This is a genomic window from Xanthobacter pseudotagetidis, assembly GCF_043194795.2.
GTDB lineage: Bacteria > Pseudomonadota > Alphaproteobacteria > Rhizobiales > Xanthobacteraceae > Xanthobacter > Xanthobacter tagetidis_A.
This window is the reverse complement of sequence record NZ_CM195534.1, coordinates 26,126-46,851: the sequence shown is the minus strand read 5'-3', so window position 1 is coordinate 46,851 and position 20,726 is coordinate 26,126. Positions and strand designations below refer to the sequence as shown.

Sequence of the window (20,726 nt, the reverse complement as noted above, 5' to 3'; positions counted from 1 at the left end):
CTCGGCCCGCGCGATGTCCGCGCGGCGCCGTCAGGCGAACAGGATCGCCGACAGCTTCTTACGGCCGGAGACGGTGAGCGGATCGGTCGGCCCCCAGGCCTCGAACAGCTGGACGATCTGCTTGCGGGCCGCGTCCTCGTTCCAGGAGCGGTCACGCTTGACGATGTCGAGCAGGTGCACGAGCGCCTCCTCGCGGCGCCCCTTGGCGTTGAGCGCCAGAGCGAGGTCGAAGCGGGAGGCGTGGTCCGCCGGGTCGAGGTCCACCTTGGCGGCGAGGCCGGCGAGGTCGCCCAGCGACTGCGCCTGCTCGGCGAGCTCCAGCGCCGCGCGGGCGGCGGAGACGAGGGGGTCGCTCTGCTTGTCCGCCGGCGCCATGGCGAGCGTCGCCTTGGCCTGCTCCAGCGCGCCGGCCTGGACCTGGGCGCGCACCAGGCCGGTGAGGGCCTTCAGGTTGTCGGGCTCCTCGGCGAGCACGGCGGCGAAGATCTCGGCGGCGGCGGTCACGTCGCCCTCGGCGAGCGCGGCCTCGCCCGAGGCCAGCACCTCCTCGAGGCCGGCATCGGCGGGGCCGCCCATGAGGCGCTCGATGAAGGCGTTCACCTGACCTTCGGGCAGCGCGCCCATGAAGCCGTCCACCGGCTGGCCGTTGACGAAGGCATAGACGGTGGGGATGGACTGGATGCCGAGCTTGCCGGGGATGGCCGGGTGCTCGTCGATGTTCATCTTGACCAGCTTGACCTTGCCCTTGGTGGCGCGGACCGCCTTCTCGATGATCGGGCCGAGGGCCTTGCAAGGGCCGCACCAGGGGGCCCAGAAATCCACCAGGACCGGGCGGCGCTTGGATTCCTCCATCACGTCGGCCATGAAGGTCTGGGTGGTGGTGTCGGTCACCGCCTCCGCGCCCGCCGGACCGGTCTGTGCCGCGCCCTGTGTCGCGCCTCCTTGGGCGCCCGTCTGGTTGAACAGCATAGCCTTACCCCTTGAGAGCCGGACCTCGCGGCTCACATCCGCCCCTTAGATGGGCATCGCCCGCGCCGGCGCAATCGGCCCGACGCCGCTTCTACCGCCTTCCGCCATGGGGTGGAACCCGCAGAATGCGCGCAGCGCCCCTCCGGCGCGGCCCGAAAGCCGGGGACGACGCGCCGCCGCCTGTGGACGCGGCCGGCGGGCGGCTTGCCCGGCGCAGCCCGGGCGGGCAGGCTCCATTTGACCACAACCGGCAAAGGCTGGCAGATCGAGCGGCCATAGCAAGGAAGCGTTCCCACCGGATGACGTTCAACCGCCTGCGGCGGGTGCCATGAAGTTCAACCGCCTGCGGCTCGTGGGCTTCAAGACCTTCGTGGAGCCCACCGACCTCCTCATCGAGCCCGGCCTCACCGGCGTGGTGGGCCCGAACGGGTGCGGCAAGTCCAATCTCGTGGAGGCACTGCGCTGGGTCATGGGCGAGAGCTCGCATAAGGCCATGCGCGCCCAGGACATGGACGACGTGATCTTCGCCGGCACCACGGGGCGGCCATCGCGCAACGCCGCCGAGGTGGCGCTCCAGCTCGACAATTCCGACCGCACGGCCCCCGCCGGCTTCAACGAGTGGGACCAGCTGGAGGTGGTGCGCCGCATCGAGCGCGGCTCCGGCTCGGCCTACCGCATCAACGGGCGCGACGTGCGCGCGCGCGACGTGAGCCTCCTGTTCGCCGACGCCTCCACCGGCGCCCGCTCGCCGGCCTTGGTGCGCCAGGGGCAGATCGGCGAGATCGTCGGCGCCAAGCCCAATGCCCGGCGCCGCATCCTGGAGGAGGCGGCGGGCGTCGCCGGCCTCCATGCCCGCCGCCACGAGGCGGAGATGCGGCTGAAGGCCGCCGAGCAGAACCTCGCCCGGGTCGAGGACGTCATCACCCAGCTCGGCTCCCAGGTGGAGAGCCTGAAGCGCCAGTCGCGCCAGACCGTGCGCTACAAGGGCCTCGCCGCCGAGATCCGCCAGTGCGAGGCGACCCTGCTGTGGCTGCGCTGGCGCGAGGTGACGCAGGCGCTCGCGGAGGCCGAGCGCGCGGTGGAGGCGAGCGTGCGCGACGGCGCCGAGACAACCCGCATCCAGGCCGAGGCGGCGCGGCTCCAGGCCATCGCCGCCCACGAGCTGCCGCCCTTGCGCCAGGCCGAGGCCGAGGCCGCCGCCGCGCTCCAGCGCCTCGTCCTCGCCCGCGGCGAGCTGGACAAGGAAGAGGCGCGCATCGCCGCCCGCCGCCAGGACCTGGAGCGGCGCATCGTCCAATTGGCCCAGGACCTGGAGCGCGAGAAGGCGCTCTCGGCCGACGCCTCCGGCGTGCTGGAGCGCCTCGCCGAGGAGAGCGCGGCGCTCGCCGCCGAGCAGGAGGCCTCCGCCGAGGCGGAGATGATCGCCGGCGACCGCATGGAGGAGATCGCCGCCGCCTTGGCCGAGGCGGAGAAGGCGCTGGAGGAGAAGACCACGCTGTTCGCCGACCTCGGCGCCCGCCGCTCCAGCCTGGAGCAGTCGGTGCGCGAGCTGCGCGACCGGCTGGTGCGCAATGCCGCCGAGCGCGCCTCGGTGGAGGCCGAGGAGGCGCGCCACCGCCGCGAGGCCGGCACCGACGCGCTGGAGGCCGCCCGCGCCGAGGCCGAGGCCGCCCGCGAGGCGCTCGCCGAGGCCGAGGAGGCCACCGCGCTCGCCGAGGCGGAGCATGCGGCCGCCCGCCGCGCGGCCGAGGAGCTGCGCCCCGCTCTGGCCGAGGCCCAGTCCCGCTTCGGCCGGCTGGAGACCGAGGCGCGCACGCTCTCCAAGCTGCTCATGTCCTCCGGCGACGGCTTCCCGCCGGTGGCCGATCTCATCACCGTCGCCAAGGGCTACGAGATGGCGCTCGGCGCCGCGCTCGGCGACGATCTCGATTTGCCCGTCGACCCCGCCGCCCCCGCCCGCTGGGCCGGCGCCGCGCCCGACGCCCTCGACCCGGCGCTGCCGGAGGGCGCCGCGCCGCTCTCGCGCTTCGTCTCCGGCGCGCCCGCGCTGGCGCGGCGCCTGGCCCAGGTGGGCATCGTGACGCGCGATCTCGGCCCCAGCCTCGCCCGCAGCCTGAAGAGCGGCCAGCGCCTCGTCTCGCGCGAAGGCGACCTCTGGCGCTGGGACGGCGTGGTCGCCGCCGCCGACGCGCCCACCGCCGCCGCCCGTCGCCTCGCCGAGCGCAACCGGCTCGCGGACATCGAGGCCGAGGCCGAGGAGGCCCGCGCCGCCCTGGACGAGCTGCGCGCCACGGAAGCCGAGCGCCAGGAGGCGCTCGCCGCCGCCGCCCGGCAGGAGACCGCCGCCCGCGAGGCGCGCCGCGCCGCCCAGCGCGCGGCGGAGGTGTCGCGCGAGAGCCTCGCCGCCGCCGAGCGCAGGGCTGCCCAGCATCTCGCGCGCCTCTCGGCGCTGGGCGAGGCGCGGGCGCGCCTCGTCGCCGCCAAGGAGGAGGGCGAAGCGGACCTGGAGGAGGCGGGTTCCCAGCTCGCCGCGCTCGACGCCCCCCACCTCCTGGAGGCCGACCTTTCCCGCGCCCGCGCCGAGGCCGGCGAGCGCCGCGCCGCCATGGCCGAGGCCAAGGCCGCCCTCGACGGCCTCAGCCGCGAGACATCCGCCCGGCGCCGGAGGCTGGAGACGCTGGCGGCGGAGGAATCCTCCTGGCGCAAGCGCGCCGGCGGCGCCGGCGAGCGCCTCGCCGCCATCGAGGCCCGCAGCGCGGAGGCGCAGGCGGAGCTGGAGGCGCTGGAGGACGCGCCGGGCGAGATCATCCGCCAGCGCCGGGCGCTGCTCACCGCCACCGAGGAGGCCGAGGCCGCCCGCCGCGCCGCCGCCGACCGCCTTGCCGAGGGCGAGGCCGCGCTCGCCGCCGCCGACAAGGCGGCCCGCGACGCGGTGGAGGCGCTCTCCGGCACCCGCGCCGAGGCGGCCCGCGCCGAGGCGCGGCTGGAGGCCGCGCGCCAGCGCCGCGACGACGTGCAGCGCGAGATTTCCGACGCCCTCGAAGGTCCGCCCGAGCTCGCCCGCGAGGCGGCCGGCCTCGACATCGACGGGCCGCTGCCCGATCCGCGCGCCATCGAGGAGAAGCTGGAGCGCGCCAAGCGCGACCGCGAGCGCCTCGGCGCGGTGAACCTGCGCGCCGACGTGGAGCTGGAGGAGGCCGAGGGCCAGCACACCGCCCTCGTCACCGAGCGCGACGACCTGGTGGAGGCGATCAAGCGCCTGCGCGGCGCCATCCAGAGCCTCAACCGCGAGGCGCGCGAGCGCCTCCAGGCCTCGTTCGCGGTGGTGGACGCGCATTTCAAGAAGCTGTTCGACACATTGTTCGGCGGCGGCGAGGCGCAGCTGGTGCTGACCGAGGCCGAGGACCCGCTGGAGGCGGGGCTCGATATCATCGCCAAGCCGCCGGGCAAGAAGCCGCAGACCCTGTCGCTGCTCTCCGGCGGCGAGCAGGCGCTCACCGCCATGGCGCTCATCTTCGCCGTGTTCCTCACCAACCCGGCGCCGATCTGCGTGCTGGACGAGGTGGACGCGCCGCTGGACGACGCCAACGTGGAGCGGTTCTGCACCCTGCTCGACGAGATGACGCGCCTCACCGACACGCGCTTCCTCACCATCACCCACAACCCCATCACCATGGCGCGCCAGAACCGGCTGTTCGGCGTCACCATGGCCGAGCGCGGGGTGTCGCGGCTGGTGTCGGTTGACCTCCAGGCAGCCGAGCGCCTGCGCGAGGCGGGGTGACGCTGCGTCCCAGGATGTCGCAGCCACAATTTTATTCAGTTATTTCAATAAATTGCGCCGTTCTGCGTGCGCCTTGACACTCATTTTTGCCGCAACTATGTTGCGCCGCGGTTTCAAGGGGGAGGCTGCTGTCTGCCACCTGAGCCGGAGTGGGCGCCATGTCCGACCCGAGTGATGCTTCCCGCGGCCGGTCGCCGAGCGATCGGACGAGCGGTGGGGACGTATCGGCCGAAGGCGGGGCGCCGGCTTCCCGGCCCAGTGACGGAGAGCTCTCGCGGCGTCTTCAGGACCTCGATTCCTCTCTCGGGAAGGTGCGTTCCAGGTCGCAGGCGCCCCAGGGCAAGAGCGGTCCTGACACGTCTTCCGGCTCGGGTGTGGCGCTGGCGTTCCGGCTCGGCGCCGAGTTCGTTTCCGGCGTTCTGGTGGGCTCGCTCATCGGCTACGGGATCGACTATTTCCTCGCGATCTCGCCCTGGGGGCTGATCGTGTTCACGCTGGTCGGCTTCGGCGCCGGCGTGCTGAATATGCTGCGCGCGGCGGAAGGCCGCAGTCGCGGCGGCGGCAAGGCCCTGTAAGAGACGGCGCCGAGAGGTGTCGGCGGCAGGCCAGCCGGAATCTTGAAGGCTGGCGGCGCATCCGCCGGACGGAATGGGCGGCGGGCGCCGCACAGGTCATGAAGGCGGCGCACGCCGCGCACTGGCGGCTTCGGGCCGCCGCGAGAAGGGGGCGTAGGCGGATGGTCGTCGATCCGATCCACCAGTTCGAGATCAAGCGCTACGTCGACCTGCTGAACATCAGCAGCGTCCAGTTCTCCTTCACCAACGCTGCCGTCTTCATGTTCGGCATCGTCGCCATCATCTTCTTCTTCCTTACCTTCGCGACGCGCGGGCGCACCCTGGTGCCGGGCCGGGCGCAGTCCGCGGCGGAGATGAGCTACGAGTTCATCGCCAAGATGGTGCGCGATTCGGCCGGCAACGAGGGCATGGTGTTCTTCCCCCTCGTGTTCTCGCTGTTCATGTTCGTCCTGGTGGCGAACCTCGTGGGGCTGATCCCCTACACCTTCACCGTCACGGCCCACCTCATCGTCACCGCGGCGCTGGCGCTGCTCGTGATCGGCACCGTGATCGTCTACGGCTTCATGAAGCACGGCTCGCACTTCCTGCACCTGTTCGTGCCCTCGGGCGTGCCGGCCTTCCTGCTTCCGTTCCTGGTGGTGATCGAGGTGGTGTCCTTCCTCTCGCGCCCCATCAGCCTGTCGCTGCGTCTGTTCGCCAACATGCTGGCCGGCCACATCGCGCTCAAGGTGTTCGCCTTCTTCGTGGTGGGCCTGGCGTCGGCCGGCGTCGTCGGCTGGTTCGGCGCGACGCTGCCCTTCTTCATGATCGTGGCGCTCACCGCGCTGGAGCTGCTGGTGGCGGTGCTGCAGGCCTACGTGTTCGCGGTGCTGACCTCGATCTACCTCAACGACGCCATCCACCCCGGCCACTGACCGGCCGGCCCGGACGCGGCGGCCGCGGCCGGATTTCAACGTTCAACGACGGTTTCTCAAGGAGAGTAAAATGGATCCTGCAGTCGGAAAGTTCATCGGTGCCGGCCTCGCCTCTCTCGGCATGGGCCTCGCGGCCATCGGCGTGGGCAACATCTTCGGCAACTTCCTGTCGGGCGCCCTGCGCAACCCGTCGGCGGCCGACGGCCAGTTCGCCCGCGCGTTCATCGGCGCGGCGCTCGCGGAAGGCCTCGGCATCTTCGCGCTGGTCGTCGCCCTCGTGCTGCTGTTCGTGGCCTGATCTGGCCGCGGGGCGGGAGGGCTCACCTCCCGCGCTTTAAGGGTGGCGGACCGTCGGCGGGGCCTTTCCTCGCCTCGCGACCGCTGCCCGGTTGCATTCCGGATGCGATCCCGTCCCTCGTCGGGCGGGGTCGAAGACATCATTTGAGGCAGGCGGGCGTGCCATGACCAAGACTTCCATGACGCTTCCATGGACGCGGACCATCGCGCTCGCGGGCCTGATGGCCGGCCTGTCGGCAGGTCCGCTGCTGGCGGCCGAGGGCGGCAAGCCCCACTTCCCACCCTTCGACGCCACCACCTTCGCCTCGCAGCTGCTGTGGCTCGTGCTCTCCTTCGGCCTGCTCTACTACCTGATGAGCAAGGTGGCGCTGCCGCGCATCGGCCGCATCCTGGAAGAGCGGCACGACCGAATCGCCGACGACCTCGAAGAGGCCTCCAAGCACCGCGCCGAGAGCGAGGCCGCCCAGCAGGCCTACGAGAAGGCGCTGAACGAGGCCCGCGCCAAGGCCAATTCCATCGCCGCCGACACCCGCAACCGCCTCAATGCGGACGCGGAGGCCAACCGCAAGTCGCTGGAGGCGGACCTCTCCGCCAAGCTCTCCACCGCCGAGGCGCGCATCGCCGCCACCAAGGCGGAGGCCATGACCCACGTGCGGGGCATCGCCGTGGACGCGGCCCATTCCATCGTCTCCACCCTGATCGGCACCGCGCCCGCCGCGCCGGATGTCGAGAAGGCGGTGGACGGCGTCCTCTCCAAGCGCGACGCGGCCTGAGGATCACCAAGATGAACGAGATGGCTCTCGCCGAGGTCTGGGTCGCGGTCGCCTTCGTGGTGTTCGTGGGCATCGTGCTCTATGCCGGGGCGCACCGCTCCATCGCCGCCGGGCTCGACAAGCGCGGCGCGCGCATCGCCGCCGAGCTGGAGGAGGCGCGCCGCCTCAAGGAGGAGGCGCAGAAGCTGGTGGCCGAGTTCAAGCGCAAGCAGCGCGAGGCCGAGGCCGAGGCCGAATCAATCATCACCGGCGCCAAGGCCGAGGCCGAGCGCCTCGCCGCCGACGCCAAGGCCAAGATCGAGGACTTCGTCGCCCGCCGCACCAGGATGGCGGAGGAGAAGATCGCCCAGGCCGAGCAGCAGGCGATCTCCGACGTGCGCTCCATCGCCGCCGACGCGGCCGCCAAGGCCGCCGAGGGGCTCCTCGCCGTCGGTGCCACCGGCGAGGCGGGCGCGCGTCTGGTGTCGAACGCCATTTCCGAGGTCAAGTCCAAGCTCAACTGAGCCGGGCGGTACCGCCGGGTCCGAGTGAATGGAGGGCGTCCGTTCCGCGCGGGCGCCCTTTCTGCATGCGCGGAACGGCATCCCGAACCCCACCGGCTTCGGTTGCGTCTTGAATCCGCCGCGAGCCTGGGCCAATGCTTGCCGCATGTGGCTCTCGCGCACCCGTCGTCCGCGCCTGCCCCCGCGTCTGCCGGGCTTCCTGAGGATGCTCGCGCTCGCGGCGCTGGCGCTCGTCGGCATGGCGCCGGCCGAGCCGGTGTTCGCCCAGCAGGGCTGCTTCCTCTTCATCTGCCCGCCCGGCGTGGTGCCCCAGGCGCCCCGCAACCGGCGCCCCTGGTTCGCGCCCGGCGACATGTTCGCGCCGCAGCAGCCGGCGGAGGCGCCCAAGCCGGCGCCGAAGAAGCCGGCCGAGCCGGAGGGCGTCGTCTATCAGAGCGCCGACGCGGCGACCCAGGGCCGCAAGCAGCCGCAGAGCCAGTTCATCCTGGTGATGGGGGACCGCATCGCCGGCCAGCTCGCCCAGGGTCTCGCCGACGCCTATGTGAGCGACCGCGCCCGTGTCGCGGTGATCGAGACGATCGCCGACGAGAGCGGCTACCTGCCGACGCCGGTCGACTGGCCGCCGCGCTTCCCCGAGGCGGTGGCGGCGGCGCGCGCCAGCGTCGCCGTGCTCGCCATGGGCAATGACGACCTCCAGCCCATCAAGGACGGGGAGGTCATGGTCCAGCCGCTCACCGACCGCTGGATGGAGCTCTACGCCAAGAGGGTGGACGACGTGCTGACGGCCCTGCGCGCCGTGGCCCCGCGCGTGATCGTGGTCGGCCTGGCGCCGGTGCAGAGCACGACGGTGTCCGACGACTACCGCCGGCTCAACGACATCCTGCGCTCGCGCGCCGCCCGCGCCGGCTTCCCGTTCGCCGACGTCTGGGAGGGCTTCGTCGACGAGGAAGGCAAGTTCGCCGTGTTCGGTCCGGCGGTGGACGGCCAGCGCCGGCGCCTGCGGCTCAACGACGGCATCCGCTTCACCCGTGCCGGCGGGCGCAAGCTCGCCTTCTTCGTGCAGAAGGACCTCGACCGCATTCTGGCGGACCCGGCCCGTCCTTCCGCGGGCATGTCGGGTGGGCCGACGGAGCGGCCCGCCGCCTTGGCCGGCCCCCCCGCCGGCGCGCGCGGCACGCCGGCCGCGGTCCCGGTCTCGGCCCCGGCTCGGTCGCTGATGGAAGGGGTGCCGCCGCCGCCGGTGCGGGGCCGGGCCGACGATTTCTCCTGGCCGCCCCCCGCGGAGGCGTCGCAATAGGCGTCCCGCCCGCTTCGCCGCGCGGCGGACGCGGGCCCGCGGTTTTGCACCGCCGCATCTTTGCGGCCGGCCGGCCGCGCTCTAAGGTCGAGCTTTGATCCGCATCGACCCGAGGGGGCACTTGTCCATGTCGATCCGTCCGCGCCGCAGCGTCCTCTACATGCCCGGCTCCAACGCGCGCGCGCTGGAGAAGGCGCGCACCCTGCCGGCGGACGGCGTGATCCTGGACCTCGAGGACGCCGTCGCTCCCGACGCCAAGGTCGAGGCCCGCGCCCGGGTGGTGGAGACGGTGAAGGCGGGCGGCTTCGGCCCGCGCGAGGTGGTGATCCGCATCAACGGCCTCGACAGCGCCTGGGGCTCGGACGACCTCGATGCCGCCGCCGCCGCCGCGCCCGACGCCATCCTGCTGCCCAAGGTGCAGGAGGTGGAGCAGCTCGTCACCGTGGGCCGGCGCCTGAAGGCGCTCGCGGTGCCCGAGACGACGCGGGTCTGGGCCATGATCGAGACCCCGCTCGCCATCCTCGATATCAAGGCCATCGCCCTGTCGGCGCGCGACCCGCTCACCCGGCTCCAGGTGTTCGTGCTCGGCACCAACGACCTCGCCAAGGAGACGCGCGCCGCCTTGGTGCCCGGCCGCGCGCCCATGGTGGCCTGGCTCTCGCTGGTGGTGGCCGCCGCGCGGACCTCGGGCATCGACGTGCTCGACGGAGTGTGGAACCAGTTCCAGGACCTCGACGGCTTCAACGCCGAGTGCGCCCAGGGCGCCCAGTTCGGCATGGACGGCAAGACGCTGATCCACCCCTCGCAGATCGAGCCCTGCAACGCCGCCTTCTCGCCGCCCGCCGCCGAGGTGGAGCGCGCGCGCGCCATCATCGCCGCGTTCGCGCTGCCGGAGAATGCCGGCAAGGGCGTCATCACCCTCGACGGGCGGATGGTGGAGCTGCTGCACGCCGAGATGGCCAAGCGCACGGTCGCGCTCGCCGATGCCATCGCCGCCAAGGGCTGAACGGAACAGGAAGGTGCGCACCATGGCCGAGACGCCGCCCGCCGGGCCCCTCAACATCGTCATGCTGGCGTTCCCGCGCTTCACCCAGCTCGACCTGACCGCGCCCTATGAGGTGCTGGCGCGCATCGCCGGGGCGAAGGTGGAGCTCGCCTGGAAGACGGCGAAGGCTCCGGTGGAGGACGACCTCGGCCTCAGGATCATGCCGACCGCGCGGTTCAAGGACATCGCCGCCTGCGACGTGCTGTTCGTGCCCGGCGGGCCGGGCCAGCTGGCGCTGATGGAGGACGAGGAGACCCTTGCCTTCCTGCGCCGCATGGCGGCGGGCGCGCGCTACGTCACCTCCGTTTGCACCGGCTCGCTGGTGCTCGGGGCGGCGGGCCTGCTCATGGGCTACCGCGCCACCTGCCACTGGCTGTCGCTGCCGCAGCTCGCCTTCCTCGGCGCCATCCCGGTGGAGGAGCGCGTGGTGGTGGACGGCAACCGCTTCACGGGCGCGGGCGTCTCGTCCGGCACCGACCTCGCTTTGCGGCTCGCCGTCGAGCTGGCGGGCGAGGAGGAGGCGCGCCGCATCGCGCTCGCCATCGAATACCAGCCGGCGCCCGCCTTCCCGCCGCGCGACCGCGAGGACCCAGCCCTCGTCGCCGCGGTGCGCGCGCGGACCCAGAAGTTCCAGCAGGAACGCGAGGAGACCGCCCGCCGCGTCGGGGCGCGGCTCGGCGTGCCGCTGCGCGCCGGCTGACCTAGAGCACGCGCCGATCAGCTTGCATTGCAAGCTGATCGGATAACGCGTTCTCTCTCATTAAGTTAGAGGGCAATTCACCGATCAGATTGAGTCAATTTGATCGGATCGCGCTCTAAGAGGATTTCGAGATGAAGCTCTACCGCTACCTCACCGGTCCGGACGACACCGCCTTCTGCAAGCGCGTCTCGGCGGCCCTCAACAAGGGCTGGCAGCTTTACGGCGCGCCGACGCTGACCTTCGATCCGGCGAAGGGGCGGGTCATCTGCGGGCAGGCGATCGTCAAGGAGGTGCCCGGCGAGTGGTCGGAGGAGGTCAACCTCTCCGACCATTGAGGGAGGGAACGGTCTGGGCCCTCCCTGCGGGGCTCAGGCGTAGGCGGTCTCCGCCCCGTCGCTCGGACCGGCCGGCAGCAGCACCACCGCCACGTCCACCTCGTCTCCGGCGTCGGTGAATTCCTTCTTCACCGCCTTGGTGATGCGCCACACCGCCTGGCGCGCCTGCTCGACGCTCCAGTCGTTCTCGAAGCCCAGATGCAGCTCCACCATCATCTTGCCGCCCAGCTGGCGGGTGCGGATGTCGCCCAGCTCGTCGAAGTCGTTGAAATGCTTGGTGAGCACGCGAAGGATGCGCAGCTGGCCCGCCTCGCCGATCGCCTGGTCCAGCAGCGAGCCGACCGAGTTCGAGAGCATGGCCCAGATGTTGTAGACCATGAAGCTGATGACGATGAACGAGGCCAGCGGATCGAGATAGGCGATCCAGGAGATGGTGTGGAACGTCGACGCGATCAGCGTGCCGATGAACACCGACAGGCTGCCGATGGTCGAGACGAGATGCACGCGCGCCTGCGCCTCCAGGACCGGCGACTTGGTCTCGCGCGCCAGCCGCAGCGCCTTGCGGTTGAAGTAGGCGTTGCCGATCACCGCCAGTGCGGCCACCGCAAGGCCCGGCCCGGCGCCCTCGACCGGCTGGGGATGGAGCACCAGCGCCACCGCCCGGGAACTGGCGATGATGACCAGCGCCGACTGCAGCACCGCGATCATCATCTCGGCGAGATTTTCCAGCTTGCCGAGGCCGTAGGCGTAGCGGCCGGGATTGGCCCGGCTCGCGAGGCGCAGCACCAGCCAGCAGGTGGTGAGCGCCGTCAGGTCGAAGGACGTGGCGAGCAGGTCGGTGAAGATGGCGGCGGAATTGGTGAAGCTCGCCGCCACCACGTAGAGCGAGAACAGGGCGATGGTGAAGATCATCGCCTGGAAGGACAGTTTCTGGCTCGCCGATCCCGACACCTTCGCACCCCGCCGCTCGATTTTGCGCCCTGCTGTCAAAAGGCCCAGCCATGCGCCGCCGTCAACCCCTGTTGCGCCGCACGCGGGGCCTCTGCCACATTGGGTGCCTTCACCGGGGGCAAGAGATGACCAAGACCAGTTCCGGCAACTTCTTCGAGGACTTCGCGGTCGGCCAGGTGATCCGCCACGCGACGCCGCGCACCCTCACGGTGGGCGACGCGAGCCTCTACAGCGCGCTCTACGGCACGCGCTTCGCCGCGCAGTCGGCCGACAGCTTCGCCCAGGACCTCGGCTATCCGCGCGCGCCGCTCGACGACCTGCTGGTGTTCCACATGGTGTTCGGCAAGACCGTGCCCGACATCTCGCTGAACGCGGTGGCGAACCTCGGCTATGCCGGCGGGCGCTTCCTCGCCCCGGTCTTTCCCGGCGACACGCTGACCGCGGTGTCCGAGGTCATCGGCGTGCGTGAGAACTCCAACGGCCAGAGCGGCGTCGTCTATGTGCGCTCCACCGGCTTCAACCAGGACGGCACCGAGGTGCTCGATTACGTGCGCTGGGTGATGGTGCGCAAGAAGGACCCGTCCTTGCCCGCGCCCGCGCCGGTGGTGCCGACGCTGCCGGCCGCGCTCGCCCCCGACGCGCTCGGCGACGCGGTGCCGGCGCTCGACATCGAGGCCTGGCGCTTCGACCTCTCCGGCAGCCCGGCGCGGTTCGCCGACTACGAGGTGGGCGAGCGGATCGACCATGTGGACGGCATGACGGTGGAGGAGGCCGAGCACATGATCGCCACCCGCCTCTACCAGAACACGGCCAAGGTGCACTTCAACCAGTTCACCGAGGGCCAGGGCCGCTTCGGCAAGCGCCTGATCTATGGCGGCCACGTGATCTCGCTCGCCCGCTCCCTCTCCTTCAACGGGCTCGCCAACGCCTTCCACGTGGCGGCGATCAATGCCGGACGGCACGTGGCGCCACTGTTCGCCGGGCTCACCGTGCACGCCTGGAGCGAGATCCTCGACGCCGCCGCCATCCCCGGCCGCGACGACGTCGGCGCGCTCCGGGTGCGCACCATCGCCACCAAGGACCGCCCGTGCGCCGACTTCCCTTACAAGAACGGCGACGAGTACGACCCGAGCGTCATCCTCGACCTCGACTATTGGGTGCTGATCCCGCACTGACCGGGACGCGCGCGCCGCGCCCTGCGGCGACGGTCAGCGGACCGAGGCGCCCTGCGGCGCGCCCGTGCTCTGGCCGTTGGAGTTCTGGGCGCGGGTCCGCTCGGGTGCCGGCCGGGGCAGGGGAGCGCCCGCCGCCGGCCTGGACCCGGCGGGCTTCGACGCCCCGGGCGGGCTCGCGGCGGGCTTGCCCTCCACCGGCAGCGAGAAGGCCGAGACGAAGCGCCAGATCTCCTCGCCGGCATCGATGTCGCGGCTGCGCAGGCCGAGGAAGGGCGTCGCGAGGTCAGGCCGCGTGTCCACCCGCGCCGGCGACTGGTGGCCGCCGCGCTCGACGCTCATGAGCGTCACCACAGCGCCGTCGCGGCAGGACGGCCAGCGCCGCTCCACCACCCGCGTGCCGTCCAACGGGTCCAGGTCGGGAAGGGTGCGCTGCTCGGGACCGGCGCAGCCGTCGAGCCGGGCATAGAGCGCCGCGCTGTCGGGGGCGGAGAGGGTGGCGCCGACCGGCGTCCAGAAGCCGTCATAGGCGATCACGGCGTCGGCGGTGCCATGGATGAACAGGATCGGCACCGGCCGGGACGGGCGGCACTCCTCGCGGTAGTTGGCCGGCGCCGTGGCCATGATCGCCACATAGGCCGCGAACAGGCCGGCCTGCTCGCAGGCCATCTTCTGCACCATGAAGCCGCCGTTGGAGATGCCGGCGAGGGAGATGCGCGCGGGGTCGGCGATGCCCTCCGCCACCAGCTTGCGGGCGAGCGCGATCAGGAACGCCTCGTCGTCGCCCGGCCGCAGCATCAGCTTGAGCCGCATGGCGGCGGGCCGGCCGTCGTTCCAGACCTTGCCCTCGCCCTCGGGGTAGACGACCACGAACCCGTTGGCCTCGGCGGCGGCGTCGAGGCCGCTATAGGCCCTGAAGCTCTCGGGCGTCTGCATGGCGCCGTGCAGGGCGATCAGCACCGGGCGCGGCCCCGGCGGCTGGCCCGGCGGCGAATCGGGGCTCACCACCAGGTAGCGGCGCTCTTCGCCGACGACCTTGAGGTGGTGCTCCTGCACGTCGGCGACCGCCGCGCCGCCGCTCATCGCGAGCGCGAGCAGGACGATCGGAAGGATGGCTGGGGCGGCGCGATAGCAACTTTGACGCAGGCGCGCCCCCAGCCGGGCGCCCTCGAGCGCTCCCGCGACCCTCCTCGGCAGATGCCGCATTACGTGAAATCCTTGCCCAGCATGAGGTTGGCGCTGCCCCGAGAGATCGTGAGCCATGCGACGCGATTGCGGCGCGCCTGCGGCGATCCTGTTGCCGCATCGCCACATGTCGGGCGCGACCTTGGAAAATTTGATCTGGATCAAATTCTCGCAGGCCCCCCGGATGAAACAGTCTGCTCATTGAAAATTTACAAAATCGGGGGTCGGGCCATGGCCAGATTCGGTATGGGGATGGCGCTTGCCGCAGGCCTGATGGCCCTGTCGGTGGGCGGAGCAGTTGCGGCGGACATGTCGACGCCGGTCTACAAGGCGCCGGCGGTGCCGGAGCCGGAGAGCCCGTGGATGATCCGCGTGCGTGCTCTGTACGTGATGCCCGAGAGCGGCGGCTGGGTGAACGGCGTGGCCAATTCCGACCTGTCCTATTCGGACTCGGTGGTGCCTGAGCTCGACATCACCTACTTCTTCACCAAGAACATCGCGGCTGAGCTCATCCTCGGCGTCACGCCTCATGATATCAACGGCGGTGGCTCGCTGGCCGGGCTCGGCCAGATCGGCAAGGTGTGGCTGCTGCCCCCGACCCTGACCCTGCAGTATCACTTCACCGATTTCGGGCCGTTCAAGCCCTATATCGGCGCCGGCATCAACTACACCGCCTTCTTCAGCCAGAGCACCTCGAACCCCGCGGTGACGCAGCTCGACGTGCACGACAGCTTCGGCTGGGCGCTGCAGGCCGGCTTCGACTGGATGATCGACAGGCACTGGGGCATCAACTTCGACGTGAAGAAGATCTTCCTGGAGCCCGACTTCACCGTCACCGTGGGCGGCGCGCAGCTCACCGGCACGGCCCAGCTCAATCCCTGGATCTTCGGCACCGGCGTGACCTATCGCTTCTGAGCCGGCGTTCCAGATTTTCACTTTCACGCGGCGTCGGGTTTCCCGGCGCCGCGTTTTTCGTTTGCGCCGCCTTCATTTCAGCGGCAATGCAGCAATGCCCGCGTGCGCCGCCGCCCCGCCTGCAACGTAAAGCCAATTGCCGACCCGCCCTGGCGGGCATAAACGAACGCGGCGTGCTTTGGAATCGTTGCGAACTGGTCACGATTGGGATACCTGATCGTCCAATTTTCTAAGGAGGCCCCAATGGCCGACAGCCCGCCCCGGGTCGAGCGTCCGCTCTCACCCCACCTGCAGATTTACCGGCCGCTGTTCACGATGATGATGTCGATTGTGCATCGCATCACCGGGGTGGGCCTCTATCTCGGCACGATCCTGCTGGTCTGGTGGCTCCTCGCCGCCGCCACCTCGCGCGGCGCCTACGACGCCTTCATGGGCATCGCCGGCTCGCCCGTCGGCCTTCTGGTGCTGTTCGGTTTCACCTGGGCGCTGCTGCACCACGCGCTCGGCGGCATCCGCCACTTCATCTGGGACTTCATCCACGGCTTCGGCCCGAACGAGCGCGTGCTGCTCGCCAAGGCGACGCTCGCCGGCTCGGTGGTGCTCACCGTGCTGCTTTGGATCATCGGCCTGGCGCTGAAGGGCTGAGGAGAGGGCACATGAGCAACCCCAGCCACACCCCCATGCGCACGCCCCTCGGCCGGGTGCGCGGCCTCGGCTCCGCCCATTCCGGCACCGAGCACTTCTTCCTCCAGCGCGTGACCGCGCTTGCCAACCTGATCCTGGCGATCGCCTTCATCGGCATCGTCATCTGCCTCGCCGGCTCGACCTACGAGCATGCGCGCTCCGTGATCGGCAACCCGCTGGTGGCGGTGGTGCTGCTGCTGACGCTGCTGTCGGTGTCCATCCACATGCGCCTCGGCATGCAGGTGGTGATCGAGGACTATGTCCACACCGAGGGCACCAAGGTGCTCCTCATCATCGCCAACACCTTCTTCACCACGGTGATCGCCCTCGCCGGCGCCTTCGCCATCATCAAGATCAGCGTGGGAGGCTGACCATGGCCGACACGGCAACCAACGGCTCAGCCGCACCCGCAGTGAACGGCGCCGCCTATCCCATCACCGATCACACCTACGACGTGCTGGTCGTCGGCGCCGGCGGTGCCGGCCTGCGCGCGGTCGTGGGCTGCTCCGAGGCGGGCCTCAGGACCGCCTGCATCACCAAGGTGTTCCCCACCCGCTCCCACACGGTGGCCGCCCAGGGCGGCGTCGCCGCCTCGCTCGCCAACATGGGCGAGGACAAGTGGGAATGGCACATGTACGACACCGTGAAGGGGTCGGACTGGCTGGGTGACCAGGACGCCATCGAATATCTCGTGCGCAACGCGCCGGCCGCCGTCTACGAGCTGGAGCACTGGGGCGTTCCGTTCTCGCGCACCGAGGACGGCAAGATCTACCAGCGCCCGTTCGGCGGCATGACCACGCATTTCGGCAAGGGCACCGCCCAGCGCACCTGCGCCGCCGCCGACCGCACCGGCCATGCCATGCTGCATACCCTCTACGGGGCGGCGCTGAAGCACACGGCCGAATTCTTCATCGAATACTTCGCCATCGACCTGATCATGGACGAGGACGGCCGCTGCCGCGGCGTCGTCGCCATCAAGATGGACGACGGCACCATCCACCGCTTCCGCGCCCACCTCACGGTGCTGGCCACCGGCGGCTACGGTCGCGCCTACTTCTCCGCCACCTCGGCCCATACCTGCACCGGCGACGGCGGCGGCATGGTGCTGCGCGCCGGCCTGCCGCTGCAGGACATGGAGTTCGTGCAGTTCCACCCCACCGGCATCTACGGCTCGGGCTGCCTCATCACCGAGGGCTCCCGCGGCGAGGGCGGCTACCTCACCAATTCCGAGGGCGAGCGCTTCATGGAGCGCTACGCCCCCTCGGCCAAGGACCTCGCCTCCCGCGACGTGGTCTCGCGCTCCATGACCATGGAGATCCGCGAGGGTCGCGGCGTCGGCAAGAGCAAGGACCACATCTTCCTGCACCTCGACCATCTCGACCCCGCCATCCTCCACGAGCGCCTGCCCGGCATCTCGGAGAGCGCGAAGATCTTCGCCGGCGTGGACGTGACGCGCGAGCCGATCCCGGTGATCCCGACCGTGCACTACAACATGGGCGGCATCCCCACGAACTATCACGGCGAGGTGCTGGACAAGCGCCAGGGCGATCCGGACCAGGTGGTGCCCGGCCTGATGGCCATCGGCGAGGCGGCCTGCGTGTCGGTGCACGGCGCCAACCGCCTCGGCTCCAACTCGCTGATCGACCTCGTGGTGTTCGGCCGCGCCGCCGGCCTGCGCGCCGCCGAGCTGGTGAAGCCGGGCGAGAAGCACCGCCCGCTGCCCGAGAACAGCGCCGACCTCGCGCTGGGCCGCCTCGACAAGTTCCGCCATGCCTCCGGCGGCACCCCCACCGCCGAGCTGCGCCTCAACATGCAGAAGGTGATGCAGAACAACTGCGCCGTCTTCCGCACCGGCGAGGTGCTGGAGGAGGGCCGCAAGCTCATCCACGACGTCTACAAGGGCGCGAGCGACATCGGCGTCACCGACCGCTCGCTGGTGTGGAACTCCGACCTCATCGAGACCCTGGAGTTCGACAACCTGATCTCCCAGGCGATCGTCACCATGGAGAGCGCGGCGAGCCGCCAGGAGAGCCGTGGCGCCCACGCGCGCGAGGACTTCCCCGAGCGCGACGACCACAACTGGATGAAGCACACCCTGTCGTACTTCGACACGGCGTCCGGCGCCGTGCGCCTCGACGACCGTCCGGTGCACACCTACACGCTGTCGAACGACATCCAGTACATCGAGCCCAAGAAGCGCGTGTACTGAGCCCTTGCTGACGCGGCCGCGCAGTGGCGCGGTCGCGGCCAATTCCTGCGGGCGGCTGCCGCTCCAGCGATCCAGGACGTGCCATGGTTGAGCTCACCCTTCCGAAGAACTCCCAGGTCACCGCCGGCAAGGTGTGGCCGAAGCCGGCGAGCGCCAAGACGCTCACCGAGTTCCGCATCTATCGCTGGAACCCGGACGACGGCCGCAACCCGCGCATGGACACGTACTACGTGGACCGCGAGGACTGCGGGCCGATGGTCCTGGACGGCCTGATCTACATCAAGAACAAGATCGACCCGACGCTGACCTTCCGCCGCTCCTGCCGCGAGGGCGTGTGCGGCTCGTGCGCCATGAACATCGGCGGCACCAACACTTTGGCCTGCACCAAGGGCATGGACGAGGTGCTGGTGAAGGGCGCGGTCACGGTCTACCCGCTGCCGCACATGCCGGTGGTGAAGGACCTGGTGCCGGACCTCACCCGCTTCTACGCCCAGCACGCCTCCATCGAGCCGTGGCTCCAGACCGACACCGCCGCCCCCGAGAAGGAGTGGCGCCAGTCGAAGGAGGACCGCGAGAAGCTCGACGGCCTCTATGAGTGCATCCTGTGCGCCTGCTGCTCCACCTCCTGCCCGAGCTACTGGTGGAACGGCGACCGCTATCTCGGCCCGGCGGCCCTGCTCCAGGCCACCCGCTGGCTCAAGGACAGCCGCGACGAGCGCGCCGGCACGCGCCTCGACTATCTGGAAGACCCCTTCCGACTCTATCGCTGCCACACCATCATGAACTGCGCCCAGGCGTGCCCGAAGAGCCTCAACCCGGCCAAGGCCATCGCCGAGATCAAGAAGATGATGGTCGAGCGCCAGATCTGACGGGCGCGTTCCCGCTTGCCGGTCCGCCGTCCCGCGCTCTGTGGGGACGGCGGCGGCGGACGGCTTCTCTTCCCTCGCCCCGCGCTCTAACCTTGACGGCGGCCGGCCACACCGGTGCCGGCCGCAGGCGGGCGCCGCGACTGCGGCGCGGGGAGGGGCGATGACGTTCCAGGAATCGATCGGCAGCTGCTTTCGCCAGTACGCCACCTTCAGCGGGCGTGCCTCGCGCAGCGAGTTCTGGTGGTTCTACCTGTTCAATTTCCTGGTCTCGGCGGCGGCGGCGCTGGTGGGCTATTCCATCTCCGACACCGCGGCCGACACCCTGCACGGGCTGCTGACGCTCGCCCTCATCCTGCCGAACCTCGCGGTCGGCGCGCGGCGCCTGCACGACATCGACCGCACCGGCTGGTGGCAGCTGCTGCTGCTCACCATCATCGGCTTCTTCGTGCTGCTGTATTTCTGGGTGCAGCCGACCGAGCCGAACGAGAACCGCTTCGGCCCGCCGCCCGCATGAGGGCGGCGGCGCGGGACGCGATCAGGTCTCGTCGGTGCGGGTGCGCACCCACTCGATGATGCCGGAGAAGTCCTTGCCCTCGTTCCCCTCGGCGGCGAACGCCGTGTAGAGGGCGGTGGCGGCCGCGCCGAGCGCGGTCGCGGCGCCGGCCGTCTCGGCTGCTTCCTGGGACAGCTTGAGGTCCTTCAGCATCAGCGCGGCGGCGAAGCCCGGCACGTAGTCGCGGTTGGCGGGGCTGGTGGGCACCGGGCCCGGCACCGGGCAATAGGTGGTGAGCGACCAGCACTGGCCCGACGAGGTGGAGGCGACGTCGTAGAGCGCCTGGTGCGAGAGGCCGAGCTTCTCGCCCAGCACGAACGCCTCCGAGACCGCGATCATCGAGATGCCGAGGATCATGTTGTTGCAGATCTTCGCCGCCTGGCCCGCGCCGGCGCCGCCGCAATGCACGATCTTCTTGCCCATGGCCTCCAGCAAGGGCCGCGCCGCGCCGAACGCCTCGTCGGTGCCGCCCACCATGAAGGTCAGCGTCGCCGCTTCCGCGCCGCCCACGCCGCCGGAGACCGGGGCGTCGACGCTCGGATGGCCGGAGGCCTTCGCCGCCTCGTGGAAGGCGCGGGCCGAGGCCACGTCGATGGTTGAGCTGTCGATGAACAGCGCGCCGGGCTTGGCGGCGGCCAGCAGGCCGTCCGGCCCGCCGGTGGCGCCCACCACATGCTTGCCGGAGGGCAGCATGGTCACCACCACGTCCGCCTGCGCCACCGCCTCCTTCGCGCCCGGCGCGACGGCGATGCCGCGCGCCTTGGCGCCGTCGATGGCGGCGGCGGAGAGATCGAAGCCGATCACCTCGTGGCCCGCCTTTATGAGGTTCGACGCCATGGGCCCGCCCATGTTGCCGAGGCCGATGAATGCGATGGTGGCCATGATGGTTCCCTCCCGGATTGCGTCCCGCGCTCCTGGCGAAAGCCGTGCCTGGGAGCTTGTCGGGGCCGATTGATTTATCAACTCGCTTGTCTTGTCATACCGTCATGCCCCGGCTCG

The 20,726-nt window shown here is 70.7% G+C and carries 21 protein-coding genes; 17 read left to right on the top strand and 4 right to left on the bottom strand.

What is annotated here, in order from left to right; all coding sequences use genetic code 11:
- Positions 1-30: 30 nt before the first annotated feature.
- Positions 31-969 carry a thioredoxin gene (gene trxA / locus V5F67_RS00230; protein ID WP_394021005.1) on the bottom strand — a complete coding sequence of 313 codons (939 nt, stop codon included), beginning with the start codon at positions 967-969 and terminating at the stop codon, positions 31-33.
- Positions 970-1,297: 328 nt separating this feature from the next.
- Here trxA and V5F67_RS00225 point away from each other — a divergent pair, with 328 nt between their 5' ends.
- The 10 genes from V5F67_RS00225 (at position 1,298) to V5F67_RS00180 (ending at position 11,189) form a co-directional block, all read left to right on the top strand.
- A complete protein-coding gene (locus tag V5F67_RS00225; RefSeq protein ID WP_394021006.1) occupies positions 1,298-4,750 on the top strand; it encodes a chromosome segregation SMC family protein in 3,453 nt (1,150 codons plus the stop codon).
- A gap of 311 nt (positions 4,751-5,061) precedes the next feature.
- Positions 5,062-5,325 carry an AtpZ/AtpI family protein gene (locus tag V5F67_RS00220; protein ID WP_394021007.1) on the top strand — a complete coding sequence of 88 codons (264 nt, stop codon included), beginning with the start codon at positions 5,062-5,064 and terminating at the stop codon, positions 5,323-5,325.
- A 161-nt stretch (positions 5,326-5,486) separates the two neighbouring features.
- Positions 5,487-6,239: a F0F1 ATP synthase subunit A gene (locus V5F67_RS00215; RefSeq protein ID WP_394021008.1), complete on the top strand. Its 753-nt coding sequence runs from the start codon at positions 5,487-5,489 to the stop codon at positions 6,237-6,239.
- A 70-nt stretch (positions 6,240-6,309) separates the two neighbouring features.
- Positions 6,310-6,537, top strand: a complete 228-nt coding sequence (locus tag V5F67_RS00210; protein WP_394021009.1) for a F0F1 ATP synthase subunit C — start codon at positions 6,310-6,312, stop codon at positions 6,535-6,537.
- 163 nt (positions 6,538-6,700) lie between these two features.
- A complete protein-coding gene (locus tag V5F67_RS00205) occupies positions 6,701-7,309 on the top strand; it encodes a F0F1 ATP synthase subunit B (RefSeq protein WP_394021010.1) in 609 nt (202 codons plus the stop codon).
- 20 nt (positions 7,310-7,329) lie between these two features.
- Positions 7,330-7,812, top strand: a complete 483-nt coding sequence (locus V5F67_RS00200; protein WP_394021064.1) for a F0F1 ATP synthase subunit B family protein — start codon at positions 7,330-7,332, stop codon at positions 7,810-7,812.
- A 145-nt stretch (positions 7,813-7,957) separates the two neighbouring features.
- The gene (locus tag V5F67_RS00195) at positions 7,958-9,109 is read left to right on the top strand and encodes an SGNH/GDSL hydrolase family protein (RefSeq protein WP_394021011.1); all 1,152 of its coding nucleotides are present in this window, start codon (positions 7,958-7,960) and stop codon (positions 9,107-9,109) included.
- 121 nt (positions 9,110-9,230) lie between these two features.
- Positions 9,231-10,115, top strand: a complete 885-nt coding sequence (locus V5F67_RS00190; protein WP_394021012.1) for an HpcH/HpaI aldolase/citrate lyase family protein — start codon at positions 9,231-9,233, stop codon at positions 10,113-10,115.
- Between the two features lie 22 nt (positions 10,116-10,137).
- A complete protein-coding gene (locus tag V5F67_RS00185) occupies positions 10,138-10,854 on the top strand; it encodes a DJ-1/PfpI family protein (protein ID WP_394021013.1) in 717 nt (238 codons plus the stop codon).
- 131 nt (positions 10,855-10,985) lie between these two features.
- Positions 10,986-11,189, top strand: a complete 204-nt coding sequence (locus V5F67_RS00180; protein ID WP_394021014.1) for a DUF1737 domain-containing protein — start codon at positions 10,986-10,988, stop codon at positions 11,187-11,189.
- Positions 11,190-11,222: 33 nt separating this feature from the next.
- Here V5F67_RS00180 and V5F67_RS00175 read toward each other — a convergent pair whose 3' ends face one another.
- Complete coding sequence (locus tag V5F67_RS00175) at positions 11,223-12,140, bottom strand: cation diffusion facilitator family transporter (RefSeq protein WP_394021015.1); 918 nt, start codon at positions 12,138-12,140, stop codon at positions 11,223-11,225.
- A 125-nt stretch (positions 12,141-12,265) separates the two neighbouring features.
- Between V5F67_RS00175 and V5F67_RS00170 the strand changes: the two genes are divergently transcribed.
- A complete protein-coding gene (locus tag V5F67_RS00170) occupies positions 12,266-13,315 on the top strand; it encodes a MaoC family dehydratase (protein WP_394021016.1) in 1,050 nt (349 codons plus the stop codon).
- 33 nt (positions 13,316-13,348) lie between these two features.
- Here the strand turns inward: V5F67_RS00170 and V5F67_RS00165 are convergent, their stop codons facing one another.
- Entirely contained in the window at positions 13,349-14,395 is a 1,047-nt protein-coding gene (locus V5F67_RS00165) for a prolyl oligopeptidase family serine peptidase (RefSeq protein WP_509210590.1), read from the bottom strand.
- Between the two features lie 333 nt (positions 14,396-14,728).
- Here V5F67_RS00165 and V5F67_RS00160 point away from each other — a divergent pair, with 333 nt between their 5' ends.
- From V5F67_RS00160 to V5F67_RS00135, 6 genes are all read left to right on the top strand, one after another.
- A complete protein-coding gene (locus V5F67_RS00160; protein ID WP_394021018.1) occupies positions 14,729-15,412 on the top strand; it encodes an OmpW/AlkL family protein in 684 nt (227 codons plus the stop codon).
- Positions 15,413-15,655: 243 nt separating this feature from the next.
- Complete coding sequence (gene sdhC, locus V5F67_RS00155; protein ID WP_394021019.1) at positions 15,656-16,057, top strand: succinate dehydrogenase, cytochrome b556 subunit; 402 nt, start codon at positions 15,656-15,658, stop codon at positions 16,055-16,057.
- Between the two features lie 11 nt (positions 16,058-16,068).
- Complete coding sequence (gene sdhD / locus V5F67_RS00150) at positions 16,069-16,467, top strand: succinate dehydrogenase, hydrophobic membrane anchor protein (RefSeq protein WP_394021020.1); 399 nt, start codon at positions 16,069-16,071, stop codon at positions 16,465-16,467.
- 2 nt (positions 16,468-16,469) lie between these two features.
- Positions 16,470-18,305 carry a succinate dehydrogenase flavoprotein subunit gene (sdhA, locus tag V5F67_RS00145; protein WP_394021021.1) on the top strand — a complete coding sequence of 612 codons (1,836 nt, stop codon included), beginning with the start codon at positions 16,470-16,472 and terminating at the stop codon, positions 18,303-18,305.
- Between the two features lie 83 nt (positions 18,306-18,388).
- On the top strand, positions 18,389-19,174 hold the full coding sequence (locus tag V5F67_RS00140; protein ID WP_394021022.1) for a succinate dehydrogenase iron-sulfur subunit: 786 nt from the start codon (positions 18,389-18,391) through the stop codon (positions 19,172-19,174).
- A gap of 160 nt (positions 19,175-19,334) precedes the next feature.
- Positions 19,335-19,688, top strand: coding sequence for a DUF805 domain-containing protein (locus V5F67_RS00135; protein WP_394021023.1), 354 nt, complete (start codon positions 19,335-19,337; stop codon positions 19,686-19,688).
- Positions 19,689-19,709: 21 nt separating this feature from the next.
- Here V5F67_RS00135 and mmsB read toward each other — a convergent pair whose 3' ends face one another.
- Positions 19,710-20,609, bottom strand: a complete 900-nt coding sequence (gene mmsB / locus V5F67_RS00130) for a 3-hydroxyisobutyrate dehydrogenase (protein WP_394021024.1) — start codon at positions 20,607-20,609, stop codon at positions 19,710-19,712.
- Positions 20,610-20,726 lie beyond the last annotated feature (117 nt).

Coding starts and splice junctions, on each gene's coding strand:
- trxA (WP_394021005.1), bottom strand. CDS start 969: ATGCTGTTCAACCAGACGGGCGCCCAAGGAGGCGCGACACAGGGCGCG.
- V5F67_RS00225 (WP_394021006.1), top strand. CDS start 1,298: ATGAAGTTCAACCGCCTGCGGCTCGTGGGCTTCAAGACCTTCGTGGAG.
- V5F67_RS00215 (WP_394021008.1), top strand. CDS start 5,487: ATGGTCGTCGATCCGATCCACCAGTTCGAGATCAAGCGCTACGTCGAC.
- V5F67_RS00210 (WP_394021009.1), top strand. CDS start 6,310: ATGGATCCTGCAGTCGGAAAGTTCATCGGTGCCGGCCTCGCCTCTCTC.
- V5F67_RS00205 (WP_394021010.1), top strand. CDS start 6,701: ATGACCAAGACTTCCATGACGCTTCCATGGACGCGGACCATCGCGCTC.
- V5F67_RS00200 (WP_394021064.1), top strand. CDS start 7,330: ATGGCTCTCGCCGAGGTCTGGGTCGCGGTCGCCTTCGTGGTGTTCGTG.
- V5F67_RS00195 (WP_394021011.1), top strand. CDS start 7,958: ATGTGGCTCTCGCGCACCCGTCGTCCGCGCCTGCCCCCGCGTCTGCCG.
- V5F67_RS00185 (WP_394021013.1), top strand. CDS start 10,138: ATGGCCGAGACGCCGCCCGCCGGGCCCCTCAACATCGTCATGCTGGCG.
- V5F67_RS00180 (WP_394021014.1), top strand. CDS start 10,986: ATGAAGCTCTACCGCTACCTCACCGGTCCGGACGACACCGCCTTCTGC.
- V5F67_RS00170 (WP_394021016.1), top strand. CDS start 12,266: ATGACCAAGACCAGTTCCGGCAACTTCTTCGAGGACTTCGCGGTCGGC.
- V5F67_RS00165 (WP_509210590.1), bottom strand. CDS start 14,395: ATGAGCGGCGGCGCGGCGGTCGCCGACGTGCAGGAGCACCACCTCAAG.
- V5F67_RS00160 (WP_394021018.1), top strand. CDS start 14,729: ATGGCCAGATTCGGTATGGGGATGGCGCTTGCCGCAGGCCTGATGGCC.
- sdhC (WP_394021019.1), top strand. CDS start 15,656: ATGGCCGACAGCCCGCCCCGGGTCGAGCGTCCGCTCTCACCCCACCTG.
- sdhD (WP_394021020.1), top strand. CDS start 16,069: ATGAGCAACCCCAGCCACACCCCCATGCGCACGCCCCTCGGCCGGGTG.
- sdhA (WP_394021021.1), top strand. CDS start 16,470: ATGGCCGACACGGCAACCAACGGCTCAGCCGCACCCGCAGTGAACGGC.
- V5F67_RS00140 (WP_394021022.1), top strand. CDS start 18,389: ATGGTTGAGCTCACCCTTCCGAAGAACTCCCAGGTCACCGCCGGCAAG.
- V5F67_RS00135 (WP_394021023.1), top strand. CDS start 19,335: ATGACGTTCCAGGAATCGATCGGCAGCTGCTTTCGCCAGTACGCCACC.
- mmsB (WP_394021024.1), bottom strand. CDS start 20,609: ATGGCCACCATCGCATTCATCGGCCTCGGCAACATGGGCGGGCCCATG.